Genomic DNA, 24660 nt, shown 5'->3' with positions numbered 1-24660 from the left:
TCACCCTACGGGGCGCTCGCGCTGACCGGGCAGCACGGGCCGTCCCGCTCCCCGGCCGACCGGGGTTTCCGGCAGCCGGGAGGCGTACGCGTCCGACTGCGGTTTGCCCGGATCGCCCGCTTCGGCGGTCGCCAGCCCATGGCCGGCCAGCGAGGCGGCGGAGAACCGGTCCGCGCCGCCCGCCCCCAGCGCCGCCCGCTCGCGCTCCGGCCGCTCGGCACGCTCGGCCCGCTCCGGTCTGAGCGCGGGCTCGGGCGCCCCGTTCTGCGGCCGGCGCGCACGGTAGGCCGCCCGGTAGGCGGCGGGCGAGGCGCCCAGCTGCCGCCGGAAGTGGCCGCGCAGGGCGACCGGCGAGCGGAATCCGCAGCGCCCGGCGACCTCGTCCACCGAATAGTCGGAGGTCTCCAGCAGCCGCTGGGCCTGGAGGACCCGCTGGGTGATCAGCCACTGGAGCGGAGCGCTTCCCGTAAGGGAGCGGAAGCGCCGGTCGAAGGTGCGACGGCTCATGTATGCGCGCGCGGCCAGCGTCTCCACGTCGAACTGCTCGTGGAGGTGCTCCAGCGCCCAGGCGACGACCTCGGCGAGCGGGTCGGCGCCGATCTCTTCAGGTAATGACCGGTCGAGATAGCGCTGGTGCCCCAGGTCGGAGGCGGTACGGCGGGGCGGCACGACGAGCCGGCGGGCCAGCGCGTTCGCGGCGTCCGCGCCGTGGTCGGTGCGCACGATGTGCAGACACAGATCGATGCCGGCCGCCGTCCCCGCGGAGGTGAGCACATCGCCGTCGTCGACGAAGAGCTCGCGGGGATCCACATGGACGGACGGATAACGCTTGGCGAGCGTCGGCGCGTACATCCAATGGGTCGTGGCCGGGCGGCCGTCGAGCAGTCCGGCCGCGGCGAGGACGAACGCCCCCGTGCACAGCCCGACGATTCTGGCCCCTTCTTCATGCGCGCGGCGCAGCGCGTCGAGCGCTGCGGGCGGCGGAGCCTGGGTGATGGAACGCCAGGCCGGTACGACGACCGTCCCGGCACGGGAGATCGCCTCCAGCCCGTAGGGGGCTGATAGTTCGAGCCCCCCGGTCGTGCGCAAAGGCGCGTCTTCGCCCGCGCACACAAGTAGCCGGTACCGCGGAACGCCTGCGTCTTGGCGGTCGATGCCGAAGACCGAGAGCGGAATGGAGCTCTCGAAAATGGGGCCGCCGCTGAAGAGGAGCACCGCGACTATTTCGCGGCGTCGTCGGGCGGCGAGCTTGCGTGCGGCATCTGGTACGGCAGCGGAGTCCTGGCTCATGGCACTTAAGCCCCCCTCGGTCGTCTCGCCCTCTCGGTCCTGCACAGTTCCCCCGCCGTTACTACCAAGATCGAATTTACTGTGTCCCGTGAGGATGGAGTGCCAAGTTCACCACCCACTGGTATGTCGATATGGCAACTTGGCGCGAAGCATTCGATCACGAAGCGTTCCACTCGTCGGGCCTACATGGGAAGTACGCGTCTCGGCTCTGCCCGTTCGCAGTAGGGCACAACCATGCCCAGCGGTCCTTTCCTCCCTGCTCACACCAGGGTTGAGGGGTGCTCAGGACAAGGGAGGGGCCCTGGCCGGAAGTTGGCTGAAAATGGTCGCGCGCAGACTTGCGGGCGCCTCAATCGACCGGCGTACGCCTTTCGGAGTGCCGCCCGCCCCCGTGCGCCGTCGGCCCCGAACGTCCGCTTCTGTCCCGGTGTCGTCCCGCGTCACGGACGCGGATCCGCGCCGCGGTGCGTTCGGATTGCCTCAGCAGTGCGCGACAGGCACAGGTCACCGCGGCCAGACCGGCGGCGGTGCCGGCCGCACCGATCCAGGAGGCGCCGCTGACGATCAGCACGAGGGGCACCAGGGCGCAGCTGAACGCGCCCCAGCGCACGACATCGCTCACTGGGTCGGGTGATCTGCCGGACGGCAACGGCACCTCGCACTCCCCTCGGACGGGCTGCTACTACAACGCCGCCGACGATCATGGGTCACCGCGAGGGGTACGTACGGGGGCAGGCCGGGGCATTGCCATCCGCGCCACGCTCCGGCATGCTCCGGGGAACGTTCGAGGCCGCTACCCGCCTCCACCCACCTTGCGCGGACGCCGGGCGTCCGCGGCGAGCTCTGGGCAGCGGGGGAGTGGCGCCGTACTCTTGGGGTATCTGGTTGGGAAGATGATTCCCAGTCGTATCGTTCCTCTTTGAACTATGGCTCCCGCACCTCGATCGAGCCAGCTCAGTCAACTGCCGGATCAAGTCAATCGCCGTTCCCCGTTCGCCCCTCCGCAAGAGGACGTCCTCGCCGAGACATCAATGGCCGGTCACGAAATCCCCGAACCCGCGGACCGCAAGCAGGTCGCCGATCCGATGGCGGACCTCGAAGCGGCGGAAAAGACGCGCCACTCCTGCGACCCCGCGTTCCGGCACGGCGTCGTGGTCGGCTTCGACGGCTCCATGTCGAGCGAGCGAGCGTTGGCGTATGCAATCGGTATGGCCCGGCGCCTCGGCTCCGGGTTGATCATCGTCCATGTGGCCAATCGGCTGCCGACGACCGTCTGGGCGGGCTGTGAGCCCCCGGTCTTCGTGGACGTACCGGATCACCGCACGGAAGTGCTCGGCCTGGAACTGGCCTGCGCCGACCACCTCACCGAGGTGCCCTGGATCCTCGTCGAGCGCGGCGGGGACATCTGCCACGAGCTGGAAGAGGTCGGCCGGGAGTACGAGGCCGATGCGATCGTGGTCGGCTCCACGCACGGCATCGTCGGCCGGATCTTCGGCTCGGTCGCCGGACGGCTGGCCCGCCGGGCGCAGCGCCCGGTGATCGTGATTCCCTGACGCGCCCCGGCGCCTTCCGGTGAACCCCTCGCGCCGGCTCGGGACTTCGGCGCGCACGCCGGTTCGGCGCGCGATCGACTCTCCCCGTCATGCGCACAGTTGAGGGGGCGTCATGAGGATTGTGCGCAGCCGTATTTCTTCTGCCGCGTACAGGTGGATTGTGCGCTTGTGAGGGGTAGAAAACCGTCACGTGGGCGCGCCGCATCACGGGCCCGGCGGCCGCGCGCACGGCAACTTCGTGCTGCCGGCCGGGAGGTGACGGTTCCCGGGGCGGCGGCATCCTGCCGGCGATCGGGCGATGCCGGCAAAAGGGGAGGCGGCGGCTTCGCGCGCGTATGGTGGCACGCGCGCGAAGCTCGCCGCCCGCTGTGCGCCTGAACCGGCGCCGCTCTCGCGGAGCTGGTTGCCCGCCGCGAGGGTTGCTCGGTTACCGCTTCGGTGGTCCTGGGAGAGTTACTCCACCGTGACGGACTTTGCGAGGTTCCTGGGCTTGTCGATGTCCCGGCCGAGGGACAACGCCGTGTGGTAGGCGAGGAGTTGCAGCGGGATGCCCATCAGGATCGGGTCCAGCTCCGGCTCGTTCTTCGGCACGACGATGGTGTGGTCGGCCTTCTCCTGCTCCTGGTGCGCGACCGCCAGGATGCGGCCGTGGCGGGCCTTGATCTCCTCCAGCGCGGCGCGGTTCTTCTCCAGCAGGTCGTCGTCCGGGACGATCGCGACGGTCGGCATCGCGGGCTCGATGAGCGCCAGCGGGCCGTGCTTGAGCTCGGAGGCCGGGTAGGCCTCGGCGTGGATGTAGGAGACCTCCTTGAGCTTCAGCGAGGCCTCGCGCGCCACCGGGTAGCCGCGCACCCGGCCGATGAACATCATCGACTTGGCGTCCGCGTACTGGGCCGCCAGCTTCTTGATGTCCTCCTCGCCCTTGAGGATCTCGTCGATCTGCCCGGGGAGCTTGCGCAGGCCCTCGATGATCCGCTTGCCGTCCGAGACGGACAGGTCGCGGATCCGGCCCAGGTGCAGGGCGAGCAGCGCGAAGGAGACCACCATGTTGGTGAAGCACTTGGTGGAGACCACGCAGACCTCGGGGCCGGCGTGCACGTAGATGCCGCCGTCGGTCTCCCGGGCGATCGCCGAGCCGACCACGTTCACCAGGCCCAGCACCCGCGCGCCCTTGCGCTTGAGCTCCTGGACGGCCGCCAGCACGTCGTAGGTCTCACCGGACTGGGAGACCGCCACGTACAGCGTGTCGGGGTCCACGACCGGGTCGCGGTAGCGGAACTCGGAGGCCGGCTCGGCGTCCGAGGGGATACGGGCCAGCTCCTCGATCATCTGCGCGCCGATCTGGCCCGCGTGGTACGAGGTGCCGCAGCCCAGGATCTTCACCCGGCGCACCCCGCGCGCCTCGCGGGCGTCGAGGTTCAGACCGCCGAGGTGGACGGTGGAGAAACGGTCGTCGATCCGCCCGCGCAGCGCGCGGTCCACCGCGTCGGCCTGCTCGGAGATCTCCTTGTGCATGTACGTGTCGTGGCCGCCCATGTCGTACGACTCGGCCGCGTACTCGACGGTCTCCGGCGTCGCCGTCGTACGGGAGCCCTCGGTGGTGTACGTGCGGTAGTCGTCGGCCTTGAGGGTGGCCATCTCGCCGTCGTCGAGGGTGACGACCTGGCGGGTGTGCGAGACCAGCGCGGCGACGTCCGAGGAGACGAACATCTCGTGCTCGCCGATGCCGAGCACGACCGGGGAGCCGTTGCGGGCGACCACGATCCGGTCGTCGAAGTCGGCGTGCAGCACGGCGATGCCGTAGGTGCCCTCGATGTGCCGCAGCGCCTCGCGGACCTTCTCCTCCAGCGTCTCGGCCTGGGAGCGGCCGATCAGGTGCGCCAGGACCTCGGTGTCGGTCTCGGAGGCGAAGGTGATGCCGTCGGCGGTCAGGCGGGTGCGCAGCTCGGAGGCGTTGTCGATGATGCCGTTGTGGACGACCGCGACCTTGCCCTCGGTGTCGAGGTGCGGGTGGGCGTTCTCGTCGGTGGGCGCGCCGTGGGTGGCCCAGCGGGTGTGCGCGATGCCGGTGGTGCCCGCGAACCGCTTCGGCAGCCGGGACTCCAGCTCACGGACCCGGCCCTTGGCCTTGGCGGTCTTCAGGCCGCCCGCGGCCTTGCCGGAGCCGCCTGCGTGGATGGCGATGCCCGCCGAGTCGTAGCCGCGGTACTCCAGGCGCTGCAGGCCCTCCAGGAGCAGGGGAGCAACATCACGTTTGCCGATATAGCCGACGATCCCGCACATACAGTGACCCTCCGAGAAAAAACGTTGTGGCGGTTGTGGTTGCCCGGCGCCCCGGGCGTGAACGTCAGCCGTAGACGAGGCGGCGCAGCTGGCGGGCCGAGAGATCGGGCGGGGCCACGGCGCGGTGCGGCATCTCGTGGCGGATCCGTTCGAAGATCTCTTCGTTGCGCAGTCCCTGGGACTGCAGCTCCCGATGGCGCCGGCGGACGAATTCCTCCGTGGTCTCGTCGAAGTACGCCAGCACATCGAGCACCACCCGGGCGGCCTCACCGCGCTGCAGCGGTGTGCTGCGCACCAGGTGGTCCACCAGGTCTTCGTGCGGCGCGTCAGCGCTGCGGTTACGGCGTTCGAGCACCCGTTGATACTGCTGGGCGCCGCCAAGATTCGCAAGAAATCTGCCCGATATCGGGCACGTCCCCAGTTTGGGGGTCGGAAAGTGGTCTAAACCTTGACCGGAATCGAGGCTCACGGTACGCATGGTCACCGTTCGGTCGCTCCATGCCATGCACGATGCCATGCACGCCATGCACCACGCCATGCACGACGTTCGCCGAAGGGACCGTCGATGAGACGACGCAGACTGCTGTTCTCGCTGCTGCTGGTCGCGGCGGCGGGGCTGGGAACCGCCGCCGTACCGCCACCGGGCGCCGCCGCCCCGGCCGCCGCCCCCGTTCCCCTGGACCAGGTGATCCCCGCGCCCGCGTCCGTGCACAGCGGAGGGAGCGCGTTCATCCTCGGCGACCGCACCCGGATCCGGGTGCCCGGCGGGTCCGGCGAGGCCAAGAAGATCGCCGGCCATCTGGCCGGGCTGCTGCGGCCCGCCACCGGCTTCGACCTCCCCGTGACCACCAAGGACGGCCGGGACGGCATCGTCCTCCGGCTCGGCGGCCGCGGCACCAAGAGCCTCGGCGACGAGGGCTACCGGCTGACCTCCGGCAGCCGCGCGGTCACCATCAGCGCCGCCCGCCCCGCCGGCCTCTTCCACGGCGTACAGACGCTGCGCCAGCTGCTGCCCGCCGACGTCGAGCGGCAGAGCACCCAGCGCGGGCCCTGGCGGATCGCCGGCGGCACCATCGCCGACTCCCCGCGCTACGCCTACCGCGGCGCGATGCTGGACGTCTCCCGGCACTTCTTCACCGTCGCGCAGGTCAAGCGCTATATCGACCAGCTCGCCATGTACAAGATCAACAAGCTGCATCTGCATCTCTCGGACGACCAGGGCTGGCGGATCGCCATCAAGTCCTGGCCGCGGCTGGCGACCTACGGCGGCTCCACCCAGGTCGGCGGCGGCGCCGGCGGCTACTACACCAAGGACGACTACCGCGAGATCGTCCGCTATGCCGCCGACCGCTATCTGACCGTCGTCCCCGAGATCGACATGCCGGGCCACACCAACGCCGCGCTGGCCTCCTACGCCCAGCTCAACTGCAACGGCCAGGCGCCGCCGCTGTACACCGGCACCGAGGTCGGCTTCAGCTCGCTGTGTGTGCCGAAGCAGGAGACGTACGACTTCATCGACGACGTCATCCGGGAGATCGCGGCGCTCACACCCGGCCCGTACCTCCACATCGGCGGCGACGAGGCGCACTCCACCAGCCATGAGGACTACGTCGCCTTCATGGACAAGGTGCAGCCGGTGGTCGCCAAATACGGCAAGACCGCGATCGGCTGGCACCAGCTGACCGGCGCGCACCCCGCGAAGGGCGCCGTCGCCCAGTACTGGGGCTATGACAAGACCGGCGCGGCGGAGCGCCGGCAGGTCGCCGACGCCGCCAAGAACGGCACCCGGCTGATCCTCTCGCCCGCCGACCGTGCCTACCTCGACATGAAGTACGACAGGAACACGCCGCTTGGCCTGGCCTGGGCCGGCTATGTCGACGCCAAGCGCTCCTACGACTGGAACCCGGGCACCTATCTGCCGGACGCTCCCGCGCAGTCCATCCTCGGCGTCGAGGCGCCCCTGTGGTCCGAGACCCTCTCGACCTCGGCGCACATCGAGTACATGGCCTTCCCGCGGCTGCCGGGTATCGCGGAGCTGGGCTGGTCGCCGGCGAGCACGCACGACTGGGCGTCGTACCGCGAGAGGCTCGCGGCCCAGGGGCCGCGGTGGGACGCGCTGGGCATCGACTACTACCGCTCACCGGAAGTGCCCTGGCCCGCGGAGTGAGCCGGCCGGCCGGGCGTTGTCCGACGCCCGGCCGGTCCCCGGCTAGACCCCCAACTCCCGCGCGATCAGCATCCGCTGGACCTCGCTGGTGCCCTCGCCGATCTCCAGGATCTTGGCGTCCCGCCACATCCGGGCGACCGGGTACTCGTTCATGAAGCCGTAGCCGCCGTGGATCTGGGTGGCCTCGCGGGCGTTGTCCACCGCGATCTCGGACGAGTAGAGCTTGGCGAGCGCGGCCTCCTTCTTGAAGGGCTCGCCGTGCACCAGCCGGGAGGCGGCATCGCGCCAGGACAGCCGGGCGGTGTGGGCGCGCATCTCCATGTCGGCGAGCTTGAACTGGATCGCCTGGTTGGCGCCGATCGGCCGGCCGAAGGCCTGCCGCTGCTTGGCGTACGCCACCGATTCGTCCACACAGCCCTGGGCCAGGCCGGTGGCCAGCGCCGCGATCGCGATCCGGCCCTCGTCGAGGATGCGCAGGAACTGGGCGTAGCCGCGGCCCTCCTCACCGAGCAGGTTGGCGGCCGGCACCCGGACGTCGGAGAACGACAGCTCGCGGGTGTCCGAGGCGCTCCAGCCGACCTTGGAGTACGGGGCGCCGACCGTGAAGCCGGGCGTCCCGGACGGCACGATGATCGAGGAGATCAGCGGGGCGCCGTCCGCCTTGCGGCCCGTCACCGCCGTGACCGTCACCAGGCCGGTGATGTCCGTACCGGAGTTGGTGATGAAGCACTTGCTGCCGTTGATCACCCAATAGTCGCCGTCGCGCACCGCGGTCGTCCGCGTGGCGCCCGCGTCCGAGCCGCCGTCCGGCTCGGTGAGGCCGAAGGCGCCGAGCATCTCGCCGCTGCACAGCTTGGGCAGCCATGCGCGCTTCTGCTCCTCCGTGCCGAACTGGTAGATCGGCATGGCGCCCAGGGAGACGCCGGCCTCCAGGGTGATGGCCACCGAGGAGTCGACCCGGGCCAGCTCCTCCAGGGCGATGCCGAGCGCGAGATAGTCGCCGCCCATCCCGCCGTACTCCTCGGGGAACGGCAGGCCGAACAGGCCCATCCGGCCCATCTCCTGCACGATCTCGTACGGGAACGCATGCTGCTCGTAGTACTCGCCGATCTTGGGGGCGATGACGTCATGCGCGAACGCCTCGACGGTGCGCCGGAGTTCTTCCAGCTCGGCGGGCAGACGGTGGTCCAGGGACATGAGGGTCACTCCTTGTGGGAGAGGGCACGGAGGGTACGCGAGGGGCTGGGCCGGCCCAGGGCCTCGGCCATCCACACGCTGGTGGCGGTCAGTCGGTCCAGGTCGACCCCGGTCTCGATGCCGAGGCCGTGCAGCATCCACACGAGGTCTTCGGTGGCGAGGTTGCCGGTGGCGCTCTTGGCGTAGGGGCAGCCGCCGAGGCCGCCCGCCGAGGCGTCGACGGTGGTGACGCCGTGCTGGAGCGCGGCGAAGGTGTTGGCGAGGGCCTGCCCGTAGGTGTCGTGGAAGTGGACGCCCAGACGGGAGGTGGGCACGCCCGCCTCGTTCAGGGCTGCGAGCAGGTGCTGGACATGGCCGGGGGTGGCGACGCCGATGGTGTCGCCCAGGCTCAGCTCGTCGCAGCCCAGGTCGAGCAGCGCCCGGCAGACCCGCACCGTCTGCGCGAGGGGCACCGGCCCCTCCCACGGGTCGCCGAAGCACATCGAGAGATAGCCGCGGACATGCACCTTGGCGTCCTTCGCCCGCGCGAGGACCGGCGCGAACATCGCCAGCGCCTCGTCGACCGTGCGGTTGAGGTTGGCCTTGGCGAACGATTCGGTGGCGCTGCCGAACACCGCGATCCGGCGGGCGCCCAGGGCCAGCGCACGGTCCAGTCCGCGTTCGTTGGGCACCAGCACCGGGAGCCGGTGCGGGGCGATATCGCCCAGCAGCGGGAACAGCTGCTCCGCGTCGGCGAGTTGGGGCACCCACTTGGGGTGCACGAAGCTGGTGGCCTCGACGACCGGCAGGCCCGCGTCGGCGAGCCGGTGGATGAACTCGGCCTTGATCTCCGTGGGAACGACGGTCTTCTCGTTCTGCAGGCCGTCGCGCGCGCCGACCTCATGGATCCGTACGCGGGTGGGCAGCCCCTCCGCGGTGACCTCCATCGGCAGTCCGACTGCGGTCATGATGCGCTCTCCTGCTCGCCCTCGGATGCGGTCGCGGACTCCCCGGCCGGCTCGTGCGGGGCGACCACGGCCAGGATCTGGTCCATGGCGACGGTCGTGCCCGCGGTGACGTCCAGCTCGGTGACGGTCCCGGCGTGCGGTGCGGAGATGACGTGCTCCATCTTCATCGCCTCCACCACCAGCAGGCCCTGCCCGGCGGCCACCTCGTCGCCGACGGCGACCTTGACGACGGTGACGGTGCCGGGCATCGGGGCGGCGAGGGTGTCCGCGCCATGCGCCCCGGCGGCCCCGCGCAGCGCCGCGGCCACCGGGTCGTGAGCGGTCACCTGCCAGGAGTCACCGTCCCGGCCGAGCCAGTCGCCGCTGCGGTGGAAGGTGTGCAGCACACCGTCGACGGTGATCCGTACGCGGTCCGGCTCGATCTGCGCGGCCACCGTGCCCGGCTCCCCGGGCCGGATGTCGTACGCGACGGGGTCATGACCCGGCACCCGCAGCCAGTGGCGGACCGGGGCACGCTCGCCGCCGAGCCGGAAGCCGCTCGGCGCGGCGAACGGGTCGCGCCAGCCGCCGTCGGCCACCGGCGGCTCCAGCGCGGCCTGGCGGACCGCGGCGGCCGCCGCATACACCTCGTCCGGCACCTCCCCGTCGACCAGACCGGCCGCCTCCCGCTCCACCAGCCCGGTGTCCAGCTCGCCGGAGACCACGTCAGGGTGGGCCAGCAGCCGCCGCAGGAAGCCGGCGTTCGTCGTCACACCGAGGGTGACCGTCCCGGCGAGTGCGGCCCGCAGCGCGCGCAGTGCGCTCGCCCGGTCCGGGCCGTGGGCGATGACCTTGGAGAGCATCGGGTCGTAGCGGCTGCCGACCTCGACGCCCTGCGACAGGCCGGAGTCCGTGCGCACTCCGTTGCCCTGCGCCTCGTGCAGCGCCAGCACCGTGCCGCCGGTCGGCAGGAAGTCACGCGTGGGGTCCTCGGCGCAGATCCGGGCCTCGATGGCGTGCCCGGTCAGGGTGATGTCCTCCTGGACGTACGGGAGACGCTCACCGGCCGCGACCCGCAGCTGCCACTCCACCAGGTCGATACCGCGCACTCCCGCGAGGGTCGCCGTGAGCTCGGTGACCGGGTGCTCCACCTGGAGGCGGGTGTTCATCTCCATGAAGTAGTACGAGGCGGGGTCCTTGCCCGGGACGATGAACTCCACGGTGCCGGCGCCGCGGTAGCCGCAGGAGCGGGCCGCCTGGACGGCCGCCTCGCCCATCGCGGCGCGGGTGGCCTCGTCCAGCAGGACCGACGGGGCCTCCTCGATGACCTTCTGGTGGCGGCGCTGCAGGGAGCACTCGCGCTCGCCGAGGTGGATCACGTTGCCGTGGCCGTCCGCCAGGACCTGGATCTCGATGTGCCGCGGCCGGTCGATCCAGCGCTCGACGAGCAGGGTGTCGTCGCCGAACGAGGAGCGGGCCTCGCGCCGGGCGGCGGCGATCTCGTCGGCCAGCAGCGCCTCGTCGCGGACCAGCCGCATGCCCTTGCCGCCGCCGCCCGCGGACGGCTTGAGCAGCACCGGCACGCCGATCTCCCGTGCCGCGGCGGCCAGTTGGGCATCGTCCAGATCGCTGCCCGAGGAGCCGGGCACGACCGGGACACCGGCCGTACGCACCGTCTCCTTGGCGCGGATCTTGTCGCCCATCAGCTCGATGGCCTCGGCGGACGGGCCGATGAAGACCAGCCCGGCGTCCGCGCAGGCACGGGCGAAGGCGGCGTTCTCGGCGAGGAAGCCATAGCCCGGGTGGATGGCCTGCGCACCGGTCCGCGCGGCCGCCGCCAGCAGCCGCTCCACGGACAGATAGCTCTCGGCGGCCGGCGCCGGACCGATCCGTACGGCCGTATCGGCCTCGCGGACATGCCGGGCATCGGCGTCCGCATCGCTGAAGACGGCGACCGAGCGGATGCCGAGGGCGCGCAGCGTACGGATGACGCGGACCGCGATCTCGCCGCGGTTGGCGATCAGGACGGTGTCGAAGTTGGTGGGCATTCCTGTGGACATCCCTCTCACATCCGGAAGACGCCGTAGCCGGGCGCGGTGCTGTCCTTCTGGGGAAGCGGCGCGTTGGCACAGGCGGTCAGCGCCAGCCCCAGCACCTGCCGGGTCTCCAGCGGGTCGATGACGCCGTCGTCCCACAGCCGCGCGGTCGCGTAATAGGCGTTGCCCTGGGTCTCGTACTGCTCGCGCACCGGCGCCTTGAAGGCGGCCTCCTCCTCGGCGCTCCACTCCCCGCCGTGCGCCTCCAACTGGTCGCGCTTGACGGTGGCGAGGACGGATGCGGCCTGTTCGCCGCCCATCACCGAGATCTTGGCGTTCGGCCACATCCACAGGAAGCGCGGCGAATAGGCCCGGCCGCACATGGAGTAGTTGCCCGCCCCGTACGAGCCGCCGATGACGACCGTCAGCTTCGGGACGCGGGCGCAGGCCACCGCCGTCACCATCTTCGCGCCGTGTTTGGCGATACCGCCCGCCTCGTACGACCGGCCGACCATGAAGCCGGAGATGTTCTGCAGGAACAGCAGCGGGATGCCGCGCTGGTCGCACAGCTCGATGAAGTGGGCGCCCTTCTGGGCGGATTCGGAGAACAGGATGCCGTTGTTGGCGATGATGCCGACCGGGTGGCCGTGCACATGGGCGAAGCCGGTGACCAGCGTCGTGCCGTACTCGGCCTTGAACTCCGCGAAGCGGGAGCCGTCGACGATCCGCGCGATCACCTCCCGTACGTCATAGGGCGTACGGGAGTCCGCGGGCACCGCGCCGTACAGACCGGCCGGGTCGACCTTGGGCTCCTCGACGGTCCGCACCGACCAGGGGAGCGGGGCGCGCTCGCCGAGGGTGGAGACGATGGTGCGCACGATGCGCAGCGCATGGGCGTCGTCCTCGGCGAGATGGTCGGTGACCCCGGAGGTCTTGGAGTGCACCTCGCCGCCGCCCAGCTCCTCGGCGGTGACGACCTCACCGGTGGCGGCCTTCACCAGCGGCGGCCCGCCCAGGAAGATCGTGCCCTGGTTCCGGACGATCACGGCCTCGTCGCTCATGGCCGGGACATACGCGCCGCCCGCCGTACAGGAGCCGAGGACGGCGGCGATCTGCGGAATGCCCGCCCCCGACATCCGGGCCTGGTTGTAGAAGATCCGCCCGAAGTGCTCCCGGTCGGGGAACACCTCGTCCTGCATCGGCAGGAAGGCACCGCCGGAGTCCACGAGATACAGACAGGGGAGACGGTTCTCCAGGGCGATCTCCTGCGCCCGCAGATGCTTCTTGACCGTCATCGGGTAGTACGTGCCGCCCTTGACCGTGGCGTCGTTGGCGATGATCAGCGTCTCGCGGCCGGAGACCCGCCCGATGCCGGCGATCACTCCGGCGGCCGGTGCGGACCCGCCGTACATCCCCTCCGCGGCCAGCGGCGCCAGCTCCAGGAACGGCGACCCGGGGTCCAGCAGGGCGTCCACCCGGTCGCGGGGCAGCAGCTTGCCGCGCGCGGTGTGCCGCGCCCGGGCCTTCTCGCCGCCGCCCAGCCGGGCCGCCGCGAGCTTCTCGCGCAGCTCGGCGGCCAGCTCGCGGTGCGCGGCCTCGTTGGCCCGCCAGGAGTCGGACGCCGGGTCGGCGGCACTCCCCAGCACCGGTGCCTGCTCCATCAGTACGAGCCCCCTTGCTCGGTCAGCTGTCCCGGGGCCGCGGTCCGCGGCTGCCGGGCCATCCGGGTTAATGGGCGTTAACCTCATCTCCTTCAGGTTAACGAGCACTAACCCGGCTGTCTACAATCGACGGCATGAGTAATGCGCAGGCTCCCGACCGGACCAGCCGCCGTGAGCAGATCCTCAAGGAGGCGGCCCGGCTCTTCGCGGAGCGCGGCTTCCACGGCGTCGGCGTGGACGAGATAGGGGCGGCCGTGGGCATCTCCGGCCCCGGCCTCTACCGGCACTTCGCCGGCAAGGACGCGATGCTGGCCGAGCTGCTGGTCGGGATCAGTGAGCGGCTGCTCACGGGCGGCCGGATGCGGGTCGCGGAGGGCGGTGAGAGTCCCGAGGCGGTGCTGGACGCGCTGATCGACGGGCATATCGACTTCGCGCTGGACGACCGGCCGCTGATCACCGTGCACGACCGCGAGCTGGACCGGCTGAGGGAGGCCGACCGCAAGCGGGTGCGCCAGCTCCAGCGGCAGTACGTCGAGCTGTGGGTGGGGGTCGTCCGCCGGGTCCACCCCGGCCCCTCCGAGTCCCAGGCCCGCGCCGCGGTGCACGCCGTCTTCGGCCTGCTGAACTCCACCCCGCACCTCGGCCGCCCCGGCGCCCTCCCGGGCCGTACGGAAATGGCGGAGCTGCTGCACCGGCTGGCGCTGGGGGCGTTCGGCGCGGTGGCGGGGGAGTCGGTGACGGGGGAGTCGGTGGGGGCGGGGGTCCCGGGGGCGTAGGGCCGGCCCCGGTTCGCACAGGGTTTCGTTCACCTCTGGACAGCTTCGGTAACTGGCCGGTAGCTTTCGCTGAGCAAGCGCTTAGACATGCGTTTGACCGGCGACCTGGAGGAGGCGACGTAGCAATGCGCCGTACGGTGTTCAACGAGGATCACGAGGCGTTCCGGGAGACCCTGCGGGCCTTCATCGAGGCCGAGGTCGTCCCCGTGTACGACGAGTGGTTCGCCGCGGGCCAGGCGCCGCGCGACTTCTACTACAAGCTCGCCGAGCTGGGCATATTCGGCATCCGCGTCGACGAGGAGTACGGCGGCGCGGGTATCGACTCGTACAAGTTCGAGGCCGTGATGTACGAGGAGACCGCGCGCGCGGGTGTCTCCTTCGGCGGCTCCGGCGTGCATGTGCTGCTCGGTCTGCCGTACATCAAGATGCTCGCCACCGACGAGCAGAAGAAGCGCTTTCTGCCGAAGTTCGTCTCCGGTGAGGAGATGTGGGCCCTCGCGATGACCGAGCCGGGCACCGGCTCCGACGTCGCGGGCATGAAGACCACCGCGAAGCTCTCCGAGGACGGCACGCACTACGTCCTCAACGGCGCCAAGACCTTCATCACCGGCGGTGTGCACGCCGACCGCGTGATCGTGTGCGCCCGTACCGCCGCGCCGAAGGAGGACGACCGCCGCTTCGGCATCTCCCTGTTCGCCGTGGACACCAAGTCCGAGGGCTACTCCGTCGGCCGCAAGCTGGACAAGCTCGGCCTGAAGGTCTCCGACACCGCCGAGCTGGCGTTCGTCGATGTGAAGGTGCCGGTCGAGGACCTGCTCGGCGAGGAGAACAAGGGCTTCGGCTACCTGGGCATCAACCTCGCCTCGGAGCGCTGGGGCATCGCCTTCGGTGCGTACGCGCAGGCCGCGGCGGCCGTCCGGTTCGCCAAGGAGTACGTGCAGGAGCGCACCGTCTTCGGCAAGCCGGTCGCCGCCTTCCAGAACACCAAGTTCGAGCTGGCCGCCTGCCAGGCCGAGGTGGACGCCGCGCAGGCCGTCGCCGACCGCACCCTGGAGGCCCTCGACGCGGGCGAGCTGTCCCCGGCCGAGGCGGCTTCGGCCAAGCTCTTCTGCACCGAGGTCGCGCACCGCGTCATCGACAAGTGCCTCCAGCTGCACGGCGGCTACGGCTACATGAACGAGTACCCGATCGCCCGCCTGTACGCCGACAACCGCGTCAACCGGATCTACGGCGGTACCAGCGAGGTCATGAAGTCGATCATCGCCAAGTCGATGGGCCTCTAGGCCGTACCGCAGAGCGATACGAACGACACGAGCGATACGGCGATACGTACGTGAACGACGCACTCCGGTCCCTGCTCGATCTGCTCGCCCTGGAGCGGATCGAGCAGGACATCTTCCGTGGCCAGAGCCGCGCGGCGGTCGTCCCCCGGGTCTTCGGAGGCCAGGTCGCCGCACAGGCGCTGGTCGCGGCCGGCCGGACGGTCCCCGCCGACCGTCCGCCGCACTCCCTGCACGCGTACTTCCTGCGCCCCGGTGACCCCGGCGCGCCCATCGTCTACACCGTCGACCGCATCCGCGACGGCCGGTCCTTCACCACCCGCCGGGTCGTCGCCGTCCAGCACGGCCAGCCGATCTTCCACCTCTCGGCCTCCTTCCAGTCCCACGAGGAGGGCCTGGAACACCAGGAGCCGATGCCGTCGGCGCCGGATCCGCTGACCCTGCCCACGGCCGCCGAGATGCTGCCGCGCTACGCCGACCGGTTCGTCGAACCGGGCGTCACCGAGCGGCTGCTGGAGGCGCGGGAGGCGATCGATCTGCGGTACGTGGACGAGCCGCCGTTCGGCACCGTGGGCCAGGCCCGCGAACCGCGCTCCCAGGTGTGGTTCCGTACGAACGGCGACCTGGACAAGGCGCTCGCGGACGGCGCCGGCTGCGGCGACACCGTCACCCGCCCCCTGCTGGACATCTGCCTGGTCACCTACGTCTCCGACATGACGCTCCTGGACTCGATCCTGCTCGCGCACGGCCGGGGCGGCTGGGCGGTCGGCGATGTGGTCGGCGCGAGCCTGGACCACGCCATGTGGTTCCACCGTCCGCTGCGCGCCGACGACTGGCTGCTGTACGACCAGGAGTCACCCACCGCCCAGGGCGGCCGGGGCCTGGGCAAGGGCCGGATCTTCACGGCCGATGGGCTGTTGGCGGTCTCGGTGATTCAGGAGGGGGTTATTCGGGTGCCGCGGGGGTAGCCGGGTGGGCAGAGCAGGGGTGGGGCCATTGCTGGGCATCGCGTTGTACGCCCTCGGGGGTGTCGTTGCCCATAGGGCACGGCACCCCCGCCACCCAGCGGACGGTTCCGTTGAACCCCATCAAACGCCTCTGGTTTGCCAGTTCGCCGCTACAGTCGCCGTATGACTGACTTTCTTCAGGTGTCCACCGCGACGGAGAACCGCGACGCGGCTGTGAGGCTGGCGCAGTCGGTCGTCTCCGCACGGCTCGCAGCTGGGGCACAGATTGTCGGGCCGGTCGGATCCGTGTTCTGGCACCAGGGCGAGTTCGGCTCAGGCGAGGAATGGCAGCTCGTCCTCAAGATCCACTCCGACCGGTACGCCGAGGTCGAGGCGCATCTGCTCAAGCACCACCCCTGGCAGAACCCGGAAGTCTCCGCAGTTCCGATCGTTGCCGGGTCGGATGCGTATCTGCACTGGCTGGAGACGACCACGGCACAGGACTGACCTCAGGTCTGTGCCAGTTCCAGTACCTCGGCCACTGCTGGCAGTTCGCGGTGCGAGCTGAGTCGGCGCAGGGTCGGTTCGATGCGCTGACGTGGGCGCACGGACGCCACGCCGGCCGAGAGTTCCAGGGAACGTCGGGCGGTGCTTGCTGCTTGCTCGACCTCACCGGCGGACATGTACGAGTCGGCGAGCCAAGAAAGGTACAGGCTCTTGTCGCGGGCGTGGGTGTCCTCGTACTTGGCCAGGGCGTCTTCCAAAACGGGCACAGCGCGGAGCGGACGGCGCAACTCTGTCCAGCAGCGGCCAGTCATGATCTGGAGTTCGTTGTGGTCAACCCATGCCGCCCAGTCAGGCTGCGGCATCCCGTCGTGTTCGTTGAGCGCGGTCTCTGCATCGTTGAGAGCTTGTTCCGTCCCGTTCACCTGCCCTGCGGCGGCGTAAGCCCACGCAAGACGTTCATGCAGCAGAGCACGGACGACAGGTGGGGCGTCGGGACCTGCAGTGCGGCATGCAGTGCGAGCGGTCTCGATTCCCGCTTCCCGGTCCCCACTGATCTTCTGATAGGAGAGGAAGGCCAAGGCGTTGCCAGCGAGGGCGGTATCTCCGGCCTGAGTGGCGGCTTGGTGGCTGTCCTCGTACAGGCTGCGGGCGTCGGTGTGGTTACCTCCGTCGAATGCGGCCCACCCGGCTTGTTGCGCCTGTTCGGCGAGCACCGAGAGGAGGGCGAGCCCCGTCTCCTCGCTGTAGTCGCAGTCTCGGATCAGGCGTTTGGTGGCCAGTTGCTCGCCGAGATAGACGCGGTAGGTGTCACCCCCACCCAGAAAATCGTCAAGGCGTCGCAGGCGTGCTGTGCGCTTTCGCAGCTGGTCGGGGACGGCGCGGCCGATCCGTCGGCCGGTGCTGATCTGACTGAACTCTGGCAGACCAACGGCTAAACCAGCGCCGGCCGATGCTGTGAAGAACTCCCTACGCCGCACTGTGTCTTCTCCGTCCCGGCTCTTGGTGATGGTGTGTGCGGACACGACGGGCGGGCGGCCGGGTTGCGTGATCGACTCCCACGCGCGAGGAGCGAGGCCGAGCATGTCACCCGGGATGCGTAGGGCATCTGCGATCTTGGCGATCTTTTCGAAGGTCGTGACACTGCCGTGACCGCGCGCCAGAGCGCCAACTCGTTCGGGTTTGATATCGGACTCAGCCGCAATCTTTGAATAGCTGATCCCGGCCTCGCTGCGTGCGATACGGAACACCGTGCCGAAATCATGAGCCGCAATCGCGGTTCTCACGTCGTCCCGGCCCAGTAAGTCTCGCGGTAACGCTGTGGCCGGTTGGTAAGCGGTCATGGAAGGTCCCGTCGCGCCTGCTGGTGACAGTGTGCCGCAATGGTCTGGTCGGCAGCCTACCCATGATGGGGATACCCACGGATGGGAAGACGACTGCTTGCCATGGCGCGACAGTTGCGGCGAAGAGACCCCCGCGACCGTGTTGGGACGGCCCGGGGGAATGGCCAACCTGAGGAAAGCAGGTCGACATGCCGAACTGTATCGCCCGCACCTTCGAGCCGCTGTTGCGGCGATTGACGCCAGCCCCGGGACGCCATCGGTCGGCGGACGCGTACCCGTACGCCTCCGTGCCGCCGCGTACGGATCGGCAACGGACGGTTGCGCACGCGGTGGAGGTGGCCGCGCGATGAGCGAGCACCACACGACTACCCGACTCCTGCCCTGGACGACCCCGGAAGGGAAGACCTGCTTCCTCATGAGCGACGACAGAGGAGAGGGCGGCCTCTCCCGCGTCGCCGACCGCATCGAAGCCGTACAGCTCGACATGGCGGACGGGCTGCTCGACCACGCGGCCGACATGCTCGGGGACAACAAGGCGACGGAACCGGAACTCCGCTTTCTCGGGCGTCAGTTGAGTGCTGCTCTGCGTGACGTACATCGCGTCGCGGAGAGCAGAGGTGCACGTCCGAGCCGGTGACGAGTGGCAGCTGATCGCGTCTCATCGTCGGCACGACGCTCGCCACACCGGCCCTCAGTCCTGGACAGCCTGAGCGGTCGGGGTGGGTAGCACGTACAGGGCACCACCAACTGAATGAAGAAGAGGAGCACGTGATGCGCATGCAGGTCGTCACCACTGCCGATGGCGGGCAGTACAGCGGAGAAGGAGACGGCGGGGACGGGCACCCCGGCCAGCCCTGGACGCCGCCCCCGCCGCCGCCCCCGGACGGTGACATGCCGCCCGGCGACGGGACGCACCGCAAGTGACGCTCAACTCTCGGCAGGAGCACCGCGCCAGTGCCGAGCTGGCGCGGTCCCTCCTCGAAGCAGGAGCCCTGACGCCAGATTGGGCGGAGACGTTCAGGGCCGTTCCGCGATCGATGTTCCTGCCGGATCTCGTCTGGGCTCACGACATGGCGACCGGCCGAAGTGTGTCCGTCTCCCGGAGCAACGACCCCGCAGGGTGGGAGCGGGCCGCGTACGCGAACGTCCCGCTCGTCACCCAGTGGGACGACGGACAGCACACGGGTAGCGAGCCTGGGACCGTGCCGACCAGTTCGGCGAGCATGCCGTCAGTCGTGGCCGCGATGCTGCGCGACCTGGACGTGAGCGACGGTATGCGGGTGCTCGAAGTCGGCACCGGCACGGGGTGGAACGCCGGACTCCTCGCTCACCGGCTGGGCAGCGGGAACGTGGTCAGCGTCGAGATCGACGAGGCGGTGACCGATCGAGCCCGAGGAGCGTTGCTGCGCGCCGGACTCCACCCCGAGACAGTCCACGGGGACGGCGGGGACGGGTGGCCGGACGGGGCGCCGTATGACCGTGTGATCGTCACGGCAGGGGTGCGAACCGTGCCGCCGCGTTGGTTGGAGCAGTCACGGCCGGGCGGGGTCATCCTTGCCCCCTGGGGCACCCACTACAGCGACCAGGACGCACTGATCCGGTTGACCGTGCGGGAGGACGGCTCCGCGTCGGGTCCGTTCCTGCGCATGGTCGAGTTCATGAAGCTGCGGGATCAGCGCTTGGACTGGAACCGGTTCAGGGAGCACGTTCCGGAGTTCCCCGGCGACGCCGACGTCTCCGGTACGACGGTCGCTTTGACGGACCTGGGGGACCGCTACGAGCCCGCACGGTTCGTCATGGGGCTGTGCGTGCCCGACTGTGCCCATGTCATCAACAGGTCAGACGGGGGGACTGCTAAGGCGTGGTTCTTCGACCTGACGAGTCAGTCATGGGCCGCCGCCGTGTTCCGCAGCGGCGAGCCGGACGCCACGGTCTACCAGTCGGGGCCGCGTCGCCTGTGGGACGAAGTAGCGGCGGCCTACCGATGGTGGGTCGGCCGGGGCGAGCCGGACCACACCCGGTTCGGTCTCACCGTCACGCCGGAGGGACAGCGGGCGTGGCTGGACGACCCGGCCGACTCCTGGGCCGTGTGACGAACTGAACCGGCCCCGTCCGCGCGCTGTCCTCCGTGGCGCGGTGGGCGGGGCCTTCGCATGCTCTGGCCAGCCGCTGTGCTCCAGAGCTCGCCCTTACCCGGGATTCACCGCGCGGCCTTCGCTCCCGTGGAGACGCCGAGCCGGGAGACAAGCCTCAGGGGTCGTTCAGCCTAGCGGGCCCCCTCAGCCCAGCCCCGCCGCATCCAGCAGATAGGCGGTCAGCGGGTCGTAGTAGCGCGGGCTCAGGACATGGTCGTCCAGGGGGATCGTCACCTGTAGCGTGCCCTCGGCCTCGGCCAGGAACAGGGCCGGGTCGTTGGAGTCCGCGAAGCCCACCGCCTCGATGCCGCGCTGGGCCGCGCAGCCCGCCCAGCCGTGGTCGGCCATCACCAGATCCGGCTGCGGCCGGCCCTCGCGCTCCAGTCCGTCCAGGATCGCGGCCATCGGCTCGGGGGAGTGGGTGTGCCACAGCGTCGCACCGCGCTCCAGCACCGCCACGTCGGCGAACTGGAAGACCAAGCCGTCATCCGCCCGCAGCCCGTCCGGGATGACGATGATCTCGCAGCCCTGGGCCCGCAGCGCCTGCGCCGTCGCGCGGTGCACATCGAGCAGCCCGCCCGGGTGGCCGGTCGCGAACAGCACCCGCTGCCGGTCGGCGGCCGCCTTGCGCAGCACCGCCGCCGTACGGTCCAGTGCGTCCACCGTCAGCTCCGGGTCGATGGTGTCCTGCCCCTGTCGGTGGTGCGGATCGTCACTCACCCCGCAGCGCTCCGCCATCACGGCCAGCACATCCTGCTCGTCCGCCCACCGGTCGCCGAATTCCAGGCCGAACCAGTAGTAGCGGTCGCCGTTGGCGAGTCTGCGGTAGTGGGAGAGGTTGTTCTCGCGGGGAGTGGCGACGTCACCGGCGATCCGGGTCCGTACGAGATGATCGACGAGTTCGGCGCGCGTGGGGGCGGCGGCTGCAGAGGCTATCGGCATAGCGCCATTGTGCCCGGACGCCTGTTCCGGGGCGGGGGAGTTCCGCAGCCCGGACACGGGAGTGCGGATGCCGGTGGGGGGACTCCGCGGCGCGGACATCCACGGCCCGGGGGCACCGAGGCGCGGACATCCACCGGCCCGCTGGACAAAATGTCGAATGCCTGTCGCTCGTCCTCCCGGAAATGTCCATGTGCCACGCCGGGGGATGTCCCTACTCTCCCCTTTATGACCACCGCAGCCAGCGCATCCAACGAGCCCGTAGGCCCCGTCGACTCCTCCCGCATCCCGCGCTACGCCGGACCGGCGACCTTCGCCCGTCTGCCCCGACTCGACGAGGTCGGTGGCCGGGCCGATGTGGCCGTCGTCGGTGTCCCCTTCGACAGCGGCGTCTCCTACCGCCCCGGCGCCCGCTTCGGTGGCAACGCCATCCGCGAGGCCTCCCGCCTTCTGCGCCCGTACAACCCGGCCCAGGACGCGTCCCCGTTCGCGCTGGCGCAGGTCGCCGACGCCGGTGACATCGCCGCGAACCCCTTCAACATCAACGAGGCCGTGGAAACGGTCGAGGCCGCCGCGGACGACCTGCTCGCCTCCGGTGCCCGCATGATGACCCTCGGTGGCGACCACACCATCGCCCTGCCCCTGCTCCGCTCGGTCGCCAAGAAGCACGGCCCGGTCGCCCTGCTCCACTTCGACGCCCACCTGGACACCTGGGACACGTACTTCGGTGCCGAGTACACCCACGGCACCCCCTTCCGCCGCGCCGTCGAGGAAGGCATCCTCGACACCTCCGCGCTCTCCCACGTCGGTACCCGCGGTCCGCTGTACGGCAAGAAGGACCTCGACGACGACGAGAAGATGGGCTTCGGCATCGTCACCTCCGCGGATGTCATGCGCCGCGGTGTCGACGAGGTCGCCGACCAGCTGCGCCAGCGCATCGGCGACCGCCCGCTCTACATCTCCATCGACATCGACGTGCTGGACCCGGCCCACGCCCCCGGCACCGGCACCCCTGAGGCCGGCGGCCTCACCTCCCGCGAACTCCTGGAGATCTTGCGCGGGCTGGCCTCCTGCAACCTGGTCTCGGCCGATGTCGTCGAGGTCGCCCCGGCGTACGACCACGCGGAGATCACTTGCGTGGCCGCCTCCCACACGGCGTACGAGCTGACGACGATCATGTCCCGGCAGATCGCGGCCGGCCGGCAGGGTCAGTAGGCGCAGCGGCTGGGGCCAGTAGGCGCAGTGGCTGGGGTGTGCGGCTGACCGGCCTGCGCCCGCACGACGACCGGCCCGCCACGGATTCGGATTCCGTGGCGGGCCGGTCGTCGTCGGCGCTTCAGGTCAGGTGTTGGGCGCCTTGAAGCTGGTGATCAGCTGGCTCTGCGCCTCGGCGTTCGCCACGTGCTGCTTCATCAGCGACTCGTTGAAGTCCTCGTCGGCCTGGTGGTTGTCGGCCATGGTGTTCAGGGCGCCGCCGATCTCCTGGAGCTTGGCGGCCAGATGCCCCATCGACTCGTACATGCCGTCGCGCAGGCCCTCGTAGACCACGCCGAACTTCTCGCCGATCTCGTCATCGCCCCACGGCGGGGTGTCCTGGCCCTCCAGGCCGGTCAGCGTGTTCTTCAGCTTCTCCACCTCGGTCTGGTAGCGCTGACCGACGTTGGTGAAGTCCTTGCCCCCGCTTTTCAGCGACGGGATGTCCGCCTGCAGTCCGTCTCCGGCCACAACTTCCCCCGATCAGGGTGCCCGTGGTGTCGTATGGCACAGCGTCCGGCAAGTTTAGGCACGCTCGCCCGTATTGCCTCAAGGTGTGGACTGTCACAAGGCCGTCACCGATGGCGGGGCGGGGCACTCCCGCGCTCCCCGCGCAAGTTGCCGTGAACAGCCGGTATATGGCGCTGCGTCAGGATGCTCGCACTCACGCCTGAGGGGTGGTGCCGTCCCGGTCGAGGGAGCGGAGGGCGAACCACAGCTCCATGCGGACGTCGGGGTCGTCCAGATCGGCATCGAGAAGCCCGGCGATACGGGCGATGCGCTGGCGGACGGTATTGCGGTGGATTCCCAGGGCGGTCGCCGTGCGGTCCCAACTGCCGTGCAACGAGAGCCAGTTGTGGAGGGTGGAGAGGAGGGGCGGGGAGTCGGCCAGCGGGGCGAGCAGGGCCTGGGCGTGCTGCCGGGCGTCCGCGGGGGCGACGAGGGAGGCGATGCCGTGGGGGCCCGGGGCGCGATGGCGTACGAGGGAGGTGCGGCGGGCCAGGGCGCGGCGCAGTGCGGTGGCGGCGTGCCGGTCGGCGGCCGGCAGCTCCTCGACCGGGACGGGTTCGCTGACGCCGAGCGTCCAGCCGGGGTGCGCGGTGACCTTGCGGCCGGCCGGGACCAGGGCCCGTAGGACGGGGGCCGTCGCCGCCCCGGCGTCCGGCTCCGAGGCGACGAGCGAGGTGCCGAGGGCGGCGGCCAGCGCGGTCGGCGACTCCGTCGTGTCGCGGCGCCGCTCGGCGTGTACGACGGTCCACAGCGGCGGGCCGAGGAGCGCGGCGACCTCGGCCGGGCGGGCGCCGAGGAGCAGGCGGACCAGGGCCGCGGAGTGCTCGGCCTCGGCCGGGCCGCGGTCGGCGGCCGGGCCGGTGATCAGGGAGAGAAGCACGGCGGCGACGCCCGCGATGGCATGCGCGGGCGGGTCGTGCGGGTCCGCGGAGACCACCAGGGCGAGCGCCGGCCGGCGGGGGTCGCGCCCTGTCAGGGCGTATGCGGACAGCTGTGTGCCGGGGAGCGTATCGGTGGCCGAGGACGGGCCGCCGGCGCCGACGACCTGCGCGAGCCGGTCGGCCGCGGCCCGGACGGCGGCGGTGGGACGGGGCCCGGCAAAGCCGTGTTCCGCGCCGTCCGGGGCGAGCAGCGCGGTCCAGCCGTGCACATGGCGGGCCAGCGCGCGCAGCACGGCGGACGCCGGATCGGGGCGGGCGGCGGCCGCGGCCAGGGCGCGCTGCGCCTCGCTGAGCCGGGTCAGCTCGCGGTGCCTGGCCTCCGTGACGGCCTGCCATACGGCGCTCTCCACGGCGGTGAACGGGGTGCCCGCCGGGACCTCGACGAGCGGCAGACCGTGCCGGTCGCAGGCCTCCACCAGGGCCCGGGGGACGGTGTCGTGCACCGGCGCGATCCCGAAGCCGAGGGCCGCGGCACCGGCCGCGACGGTGCGGGCGGCATAGCCGTCCAGATAGGCGTCGAGGGCGCCCGCACCCCCTGTCACCTCCGCCAGGTGCACGCCCGCCGTCAGCAGCATCTCGCCGCCCAGGAGGTACGGCACCGGGTCGGCCATCTCGGACGTGTGCACCCAGTGGATCGCGACGCCCTCGCGGGGCCCGGCCACCTGGCGCAGACCCAGATCCGTACGCGCGAGGAGATCGGCCAGCGGCACCGGCGGGGTGGACGGCGCGGGCAAGAGGTGCGGCATGTGCGAACCCTCCACATCGGCGGTTGGTGAGTGGAGGAAACGTACACTTCAGCGCCGCCTTCCCGCCTCCTAGGGTCAACCCCCGGGACGAGGCGCTTGGCCGAGACCCCCGCTCGCCAAGCGCCGTCGTCTCCCCTCACGTCGCACCACCTCCCTCTCCCTCCCTCCCCCC

The 24660-nt window shown here is 70.7% G+C and carries 22 protein-coding genes; 10 read left to right on the top strand and 12 right to left on the bottom strand.

All coding sequences use genetic code 11. The features are described from left to right. Together KI385_RS17190 and KI385_RS17185 are read right to left on the bottom strand one after the other, a co-directional pair. Window positions 1–1290 (bottom strand): GlxA family transcriptional regulator, encoded by a 1290-nt coding sequence (locus tag KI385_RS17190; RefSeq protein ID WP_238573078.1) that lies wholly within the window; start codon window positions 1288–1290, stop codon window positions 1–3. Window positions 1291–1639: 349 nt separating this feature from the next. Next, the gene (locus KI385_RS17185) at window positions 1640–1912 is read right to left on the bottom strand and encodes a hypothetical protein (RefSeq protein WP_128505404.1); all 273 of its coding nucleotides are present in this window, start codon (window positions 1910–1912) and stop codon (window positions 1640–1642) included. A 409-nt stretch (window positions 1913–2321) separates the two neighbouring features. On the opposite strand from KI385_RS17185, the gene KI385_RS17180 reads away from it, so the two are divergent. Further along, a complete protein-coding gene (locus tag KI385_RS17180; protein ID WP_018093093.1) occupies window positions 2322–2843 on the top strand; it encodes a universal stress protein in 522 nt (173 codons plus the stop codon). A gap of 453 nt (window positions 2844–3296) precedes the next feature. On the opposite strand, the gene glmS is transcribed toward KI385_RS17180, so the two are convergent. Next, window positions 3297–5126: a glutamine--fructose-6-phosphate transaminase (isomerizing) gene (gene glmS / locus KI385_RS17175; protein WP_238573077.1), complete on the bottom strand. Its 1830-nt coding sequence runs from the start codon at window positions 5124–5126 to the stop codon at window positions 3297–3299. 64 nt (window positions 5127–5190) lie between these two features. Beyond that, entirely contained in the window at window positions 5191–5481 is a 291-nt protein-coding gene (locus KI385_RS17170; protein WP_006605447.1) for a hypothetical protein, read from the bottom strand. A gap of 210 nt (window positions 5482–5691) precedes the next feature. On the opposite strand from KI385_RS17170, the gene KI385_RS17165 reads away from it, so the two are divergent. Beyond that, window positions 5692–7293, top strand: a complete 1602-nt coding sequence (locus tag KI385_RS17165) for a beta-N-acetylhexosaminidase (RefSeq protein WP_238573076.1) — start codon at window positions 5692–5694, stop codon at window positions 7291–7293. A 42-nt stretch (window positions 7294–7335) separates the two neighbouring features. On the opposite strand, the gene KI385_RS17160 is transcribed toward KI385_RS17165, so the two are convergent. From KI385_RS17160 to KI385_RS17145, 4 genes are read right to left on the bottom strand one after another with little or no spacing between them, the layout of a single operon-like run. Beyond that, complete coding sequence (locus tag KI385_RS17160) at window positions 7336–8490, bottom strand: acyl-CoA dehydrogenase family protein (RefSeq protein ID WP_238573075.1); 1155 nt, start codon at window positions 8488–8490, stop codon at window positions 7336–7338. Between the two features lie 5 nt (window positions 8491–8495). Next, the gene (locus tag KI385_RS17155) at window positions 8496–9437 is read right to left on the bottom strand and encodes a hydroxymethylglutaryl-CoA lyase (protein ID WP_238573074.1); all 942 of its coding nucleotides are present in this window, start codon (window positions 9435–9437) and stop codon (window positions 8496–8498) included. Next, on the bottom strand, window positions 9434–11464 hold the full coding sequence (locus KI385_RS17150) for an ATP-binding protein (RefSeq protein WP_238573073.1): 2031 nt from the start codon (window positions 11462–11464) through the stop codon (window positions 9434–9436). The genes KI385_RS17155 and KI385_RS17150 overlap by 4 nt, the downstream gene beginning before the upstream one ends. A gap of 17 nt (window positions 11465–11481) precedes the next feature. Then, on the bottom strand, window positions 11482–13113 hold the full coding sequence (locus KI385_RS17145) for a carboxyl transferase domain-containing protein (protein WP_238573072.1): 1632 nt from the start codon (window positions 13111–13113) through the stop codon (window positions 11482–11484). Window positions 13114–13247: 134 nt separating this feature from the next. Here KI385_RS17145 and KI385_RS17140 point away from each other — a divergent pair, with 134 nt between their 5' ends. The 4 genes from KI385_RS17140 (at window position 13248) to cutA (ending at window position 16623) form a co-directional block, all read left to right on the top strand. Beyond that, window positions 13248–13889 carry an SACE_7040 family transcriptional regulator gene (locus KI385_RS17140; protein WP_238573071.1) on the top strand — a complete coding sequence of 214 codons (642 nt, stop codon included), beginning with the start codon at window positions 13248–13250 and terminating at the stop codon, window positions 13887–13889. Window positions 13890–14014: 125 nt separating this feature from the next. Beyond that, a complete protein-coding gene (locus KI385_RS17135) occupies window positions 14015–15172 on the top strand; it encodes an acyl-CoA dehydrogenase family protein (protein ID WP_238573070.1) in 1158 nt (385 codons plus the stop codon). Window positions 15173–15222: 50 nt separating this feature from the next. Then, the gene (locus KI385_RS17130) at window positions 15223–16137 is read left to right on the top strand and encodes an acyl-CoA thioesterase (RefSeq protein WP_238573069.1); all 915 of its coding nucleotides are present in this window, start codon (window positions 15223–15225) and stop codon (window positions 16135–16137) included. 162 nt (window positions 16138–16299) lie between these two features. Then, the gene (gene cutA, locus KI385_RS17125) at window positions 16300–16623 is read left to right on the top strand and encodes a divalent-cation tolerance protein CutA (RefSeq protein ID WP_238573068.1); all 324 of its coding nucleotides are present in this window, start codon (window positions 16300–16302) and stop codon (window positions 16621–16623) included. 2 nt (window positions 16624–16625) lie between these two features. Here cutA and KI385_RS17120 read toward each other — a convergent pair whose 3' ends face one another. Beyond that, on the bottom strand, window positions 16626–17963 hold the full coding sequence (locus KI385_RS17120) for a helix-turn-helix domain-containing protein (protein ID WP_238573067.1): 1338 nt from the start codon (window positions 17961–17963) through the stop codon (window positions 16626–16628). A gap of 346 nt (window positions 17964–18309) precedes the next feature. On the opposite strand from KI385_RS17120, the gene KI385_RS17115 reads away from it, so the two are divergent. From KI385_RS17115 to KI385_RS17105, 3 genes are all read left to right on the top strand, one after another. After that, window positions 18310–18600 (top strand): hypothetical protein, encoded by a 291-nt coding sequence (locus KI385_RS17115; RefSeq protein WP_238573066.1) that lies wholly within the window; start codon window positions 18310–18312, stop codon window positions 18598–18600. A 134-nt stretch (window positions 18601–18734) separates the two neighbouring features. Beyond that, on the top strand, window positions 18735–18887 hold the full coding sequence (locus KI385_RS17110; protein WP_238573065.1) for a hypothetical protein: 153 nt from the start codon (window positions 18735–18737) through the stop codon (window positions 18885–18887). Further along, a complete protein-coding gene (locus KI385_RS17105) occupies window positions 18884–20056 on the top strand; it encodes a methyltransferase domain-containing protein (protein ID WP_238573064.1) in 1173 nt (390 codons plus the stop codon). Before KI385_RS17110 ends, KI385_RS17105 begins: the two co-directional genes overlap by 4 nt. Before the next feature lie 186 nt (window positions 20057–20242). Here KI385_RS17105 and KI385_RS17100 read toward each other — a convergent pair whose 3' ends face one another. Next, window positions 20243–21040 (bottom strand): phosphatase, encoded by a 798-nt coding sequence (locus KI385_RS17100; protein ID WP_238573063.1) that lies wholly within the window; start codon window positions 21038–21040, stop codon window positions 20243–20245. A gap of 225 nt (window positions 21041–21265) precedes the next feature. Here KI385_RS17100 and speB point away from each other — a divergent pair, with 225 nt between their 5' ends. Further along, window positions 21266–22252, top strand: coding sequence for an agmatinase (speB, locus tag KI385_RS17095; protein WP_128508085.1), 987 nt, complete (start codon window positions 21266–21268; stop codon window positions 22250–22252). Between the two features lie 126 nt (window positions 22253–22378). Here the strand turns inward: speB and KI385_RS17090 are convergent, their stop codons facing one another. Both KI385_RS17090 and KI385_RS17085 read right to left on the bottom strand, forming a co-directional pair. After that, the gene (locus KI385_RS17090; RefSeq protein ID WP_238573062.1) at window positions 22379–22762 is read right to left on the bottom strand and encodes a WXG100 family type VII secretion target; all 384 of its coding nucleotides are present in this window, start codon (window positions 22760–22762) and stop codon (window positions 22379–22381) included. Between the two features lie 193 nt (window positions 22763–22955). After that, complete coding sequence (locus KI385_RS17085; RefSeq protein ID WP_238573061.1) at window positions 22956–24488, bottom strand: PucR family transcriptional regulator; 1533 nt, start codon at window positions 24486–24488, stop codon at window positions 22956–22958. Window positions 24489–24660 lie beyond the last annotated feature (172 nt).

The organism is Streptomyces inhibens, assembly GCF_022221585.1.
GTDB lineage: Bacteria > Actinomycetota > Actinomycetes > Streptomycetales > Streptomycetaceae > Streptomyces > Streptomyces inhibens.
Note: the sequence above shows the minus strand (reverse complement) of the source record. Positions and strands in the feature narration are given on the sequence as shown.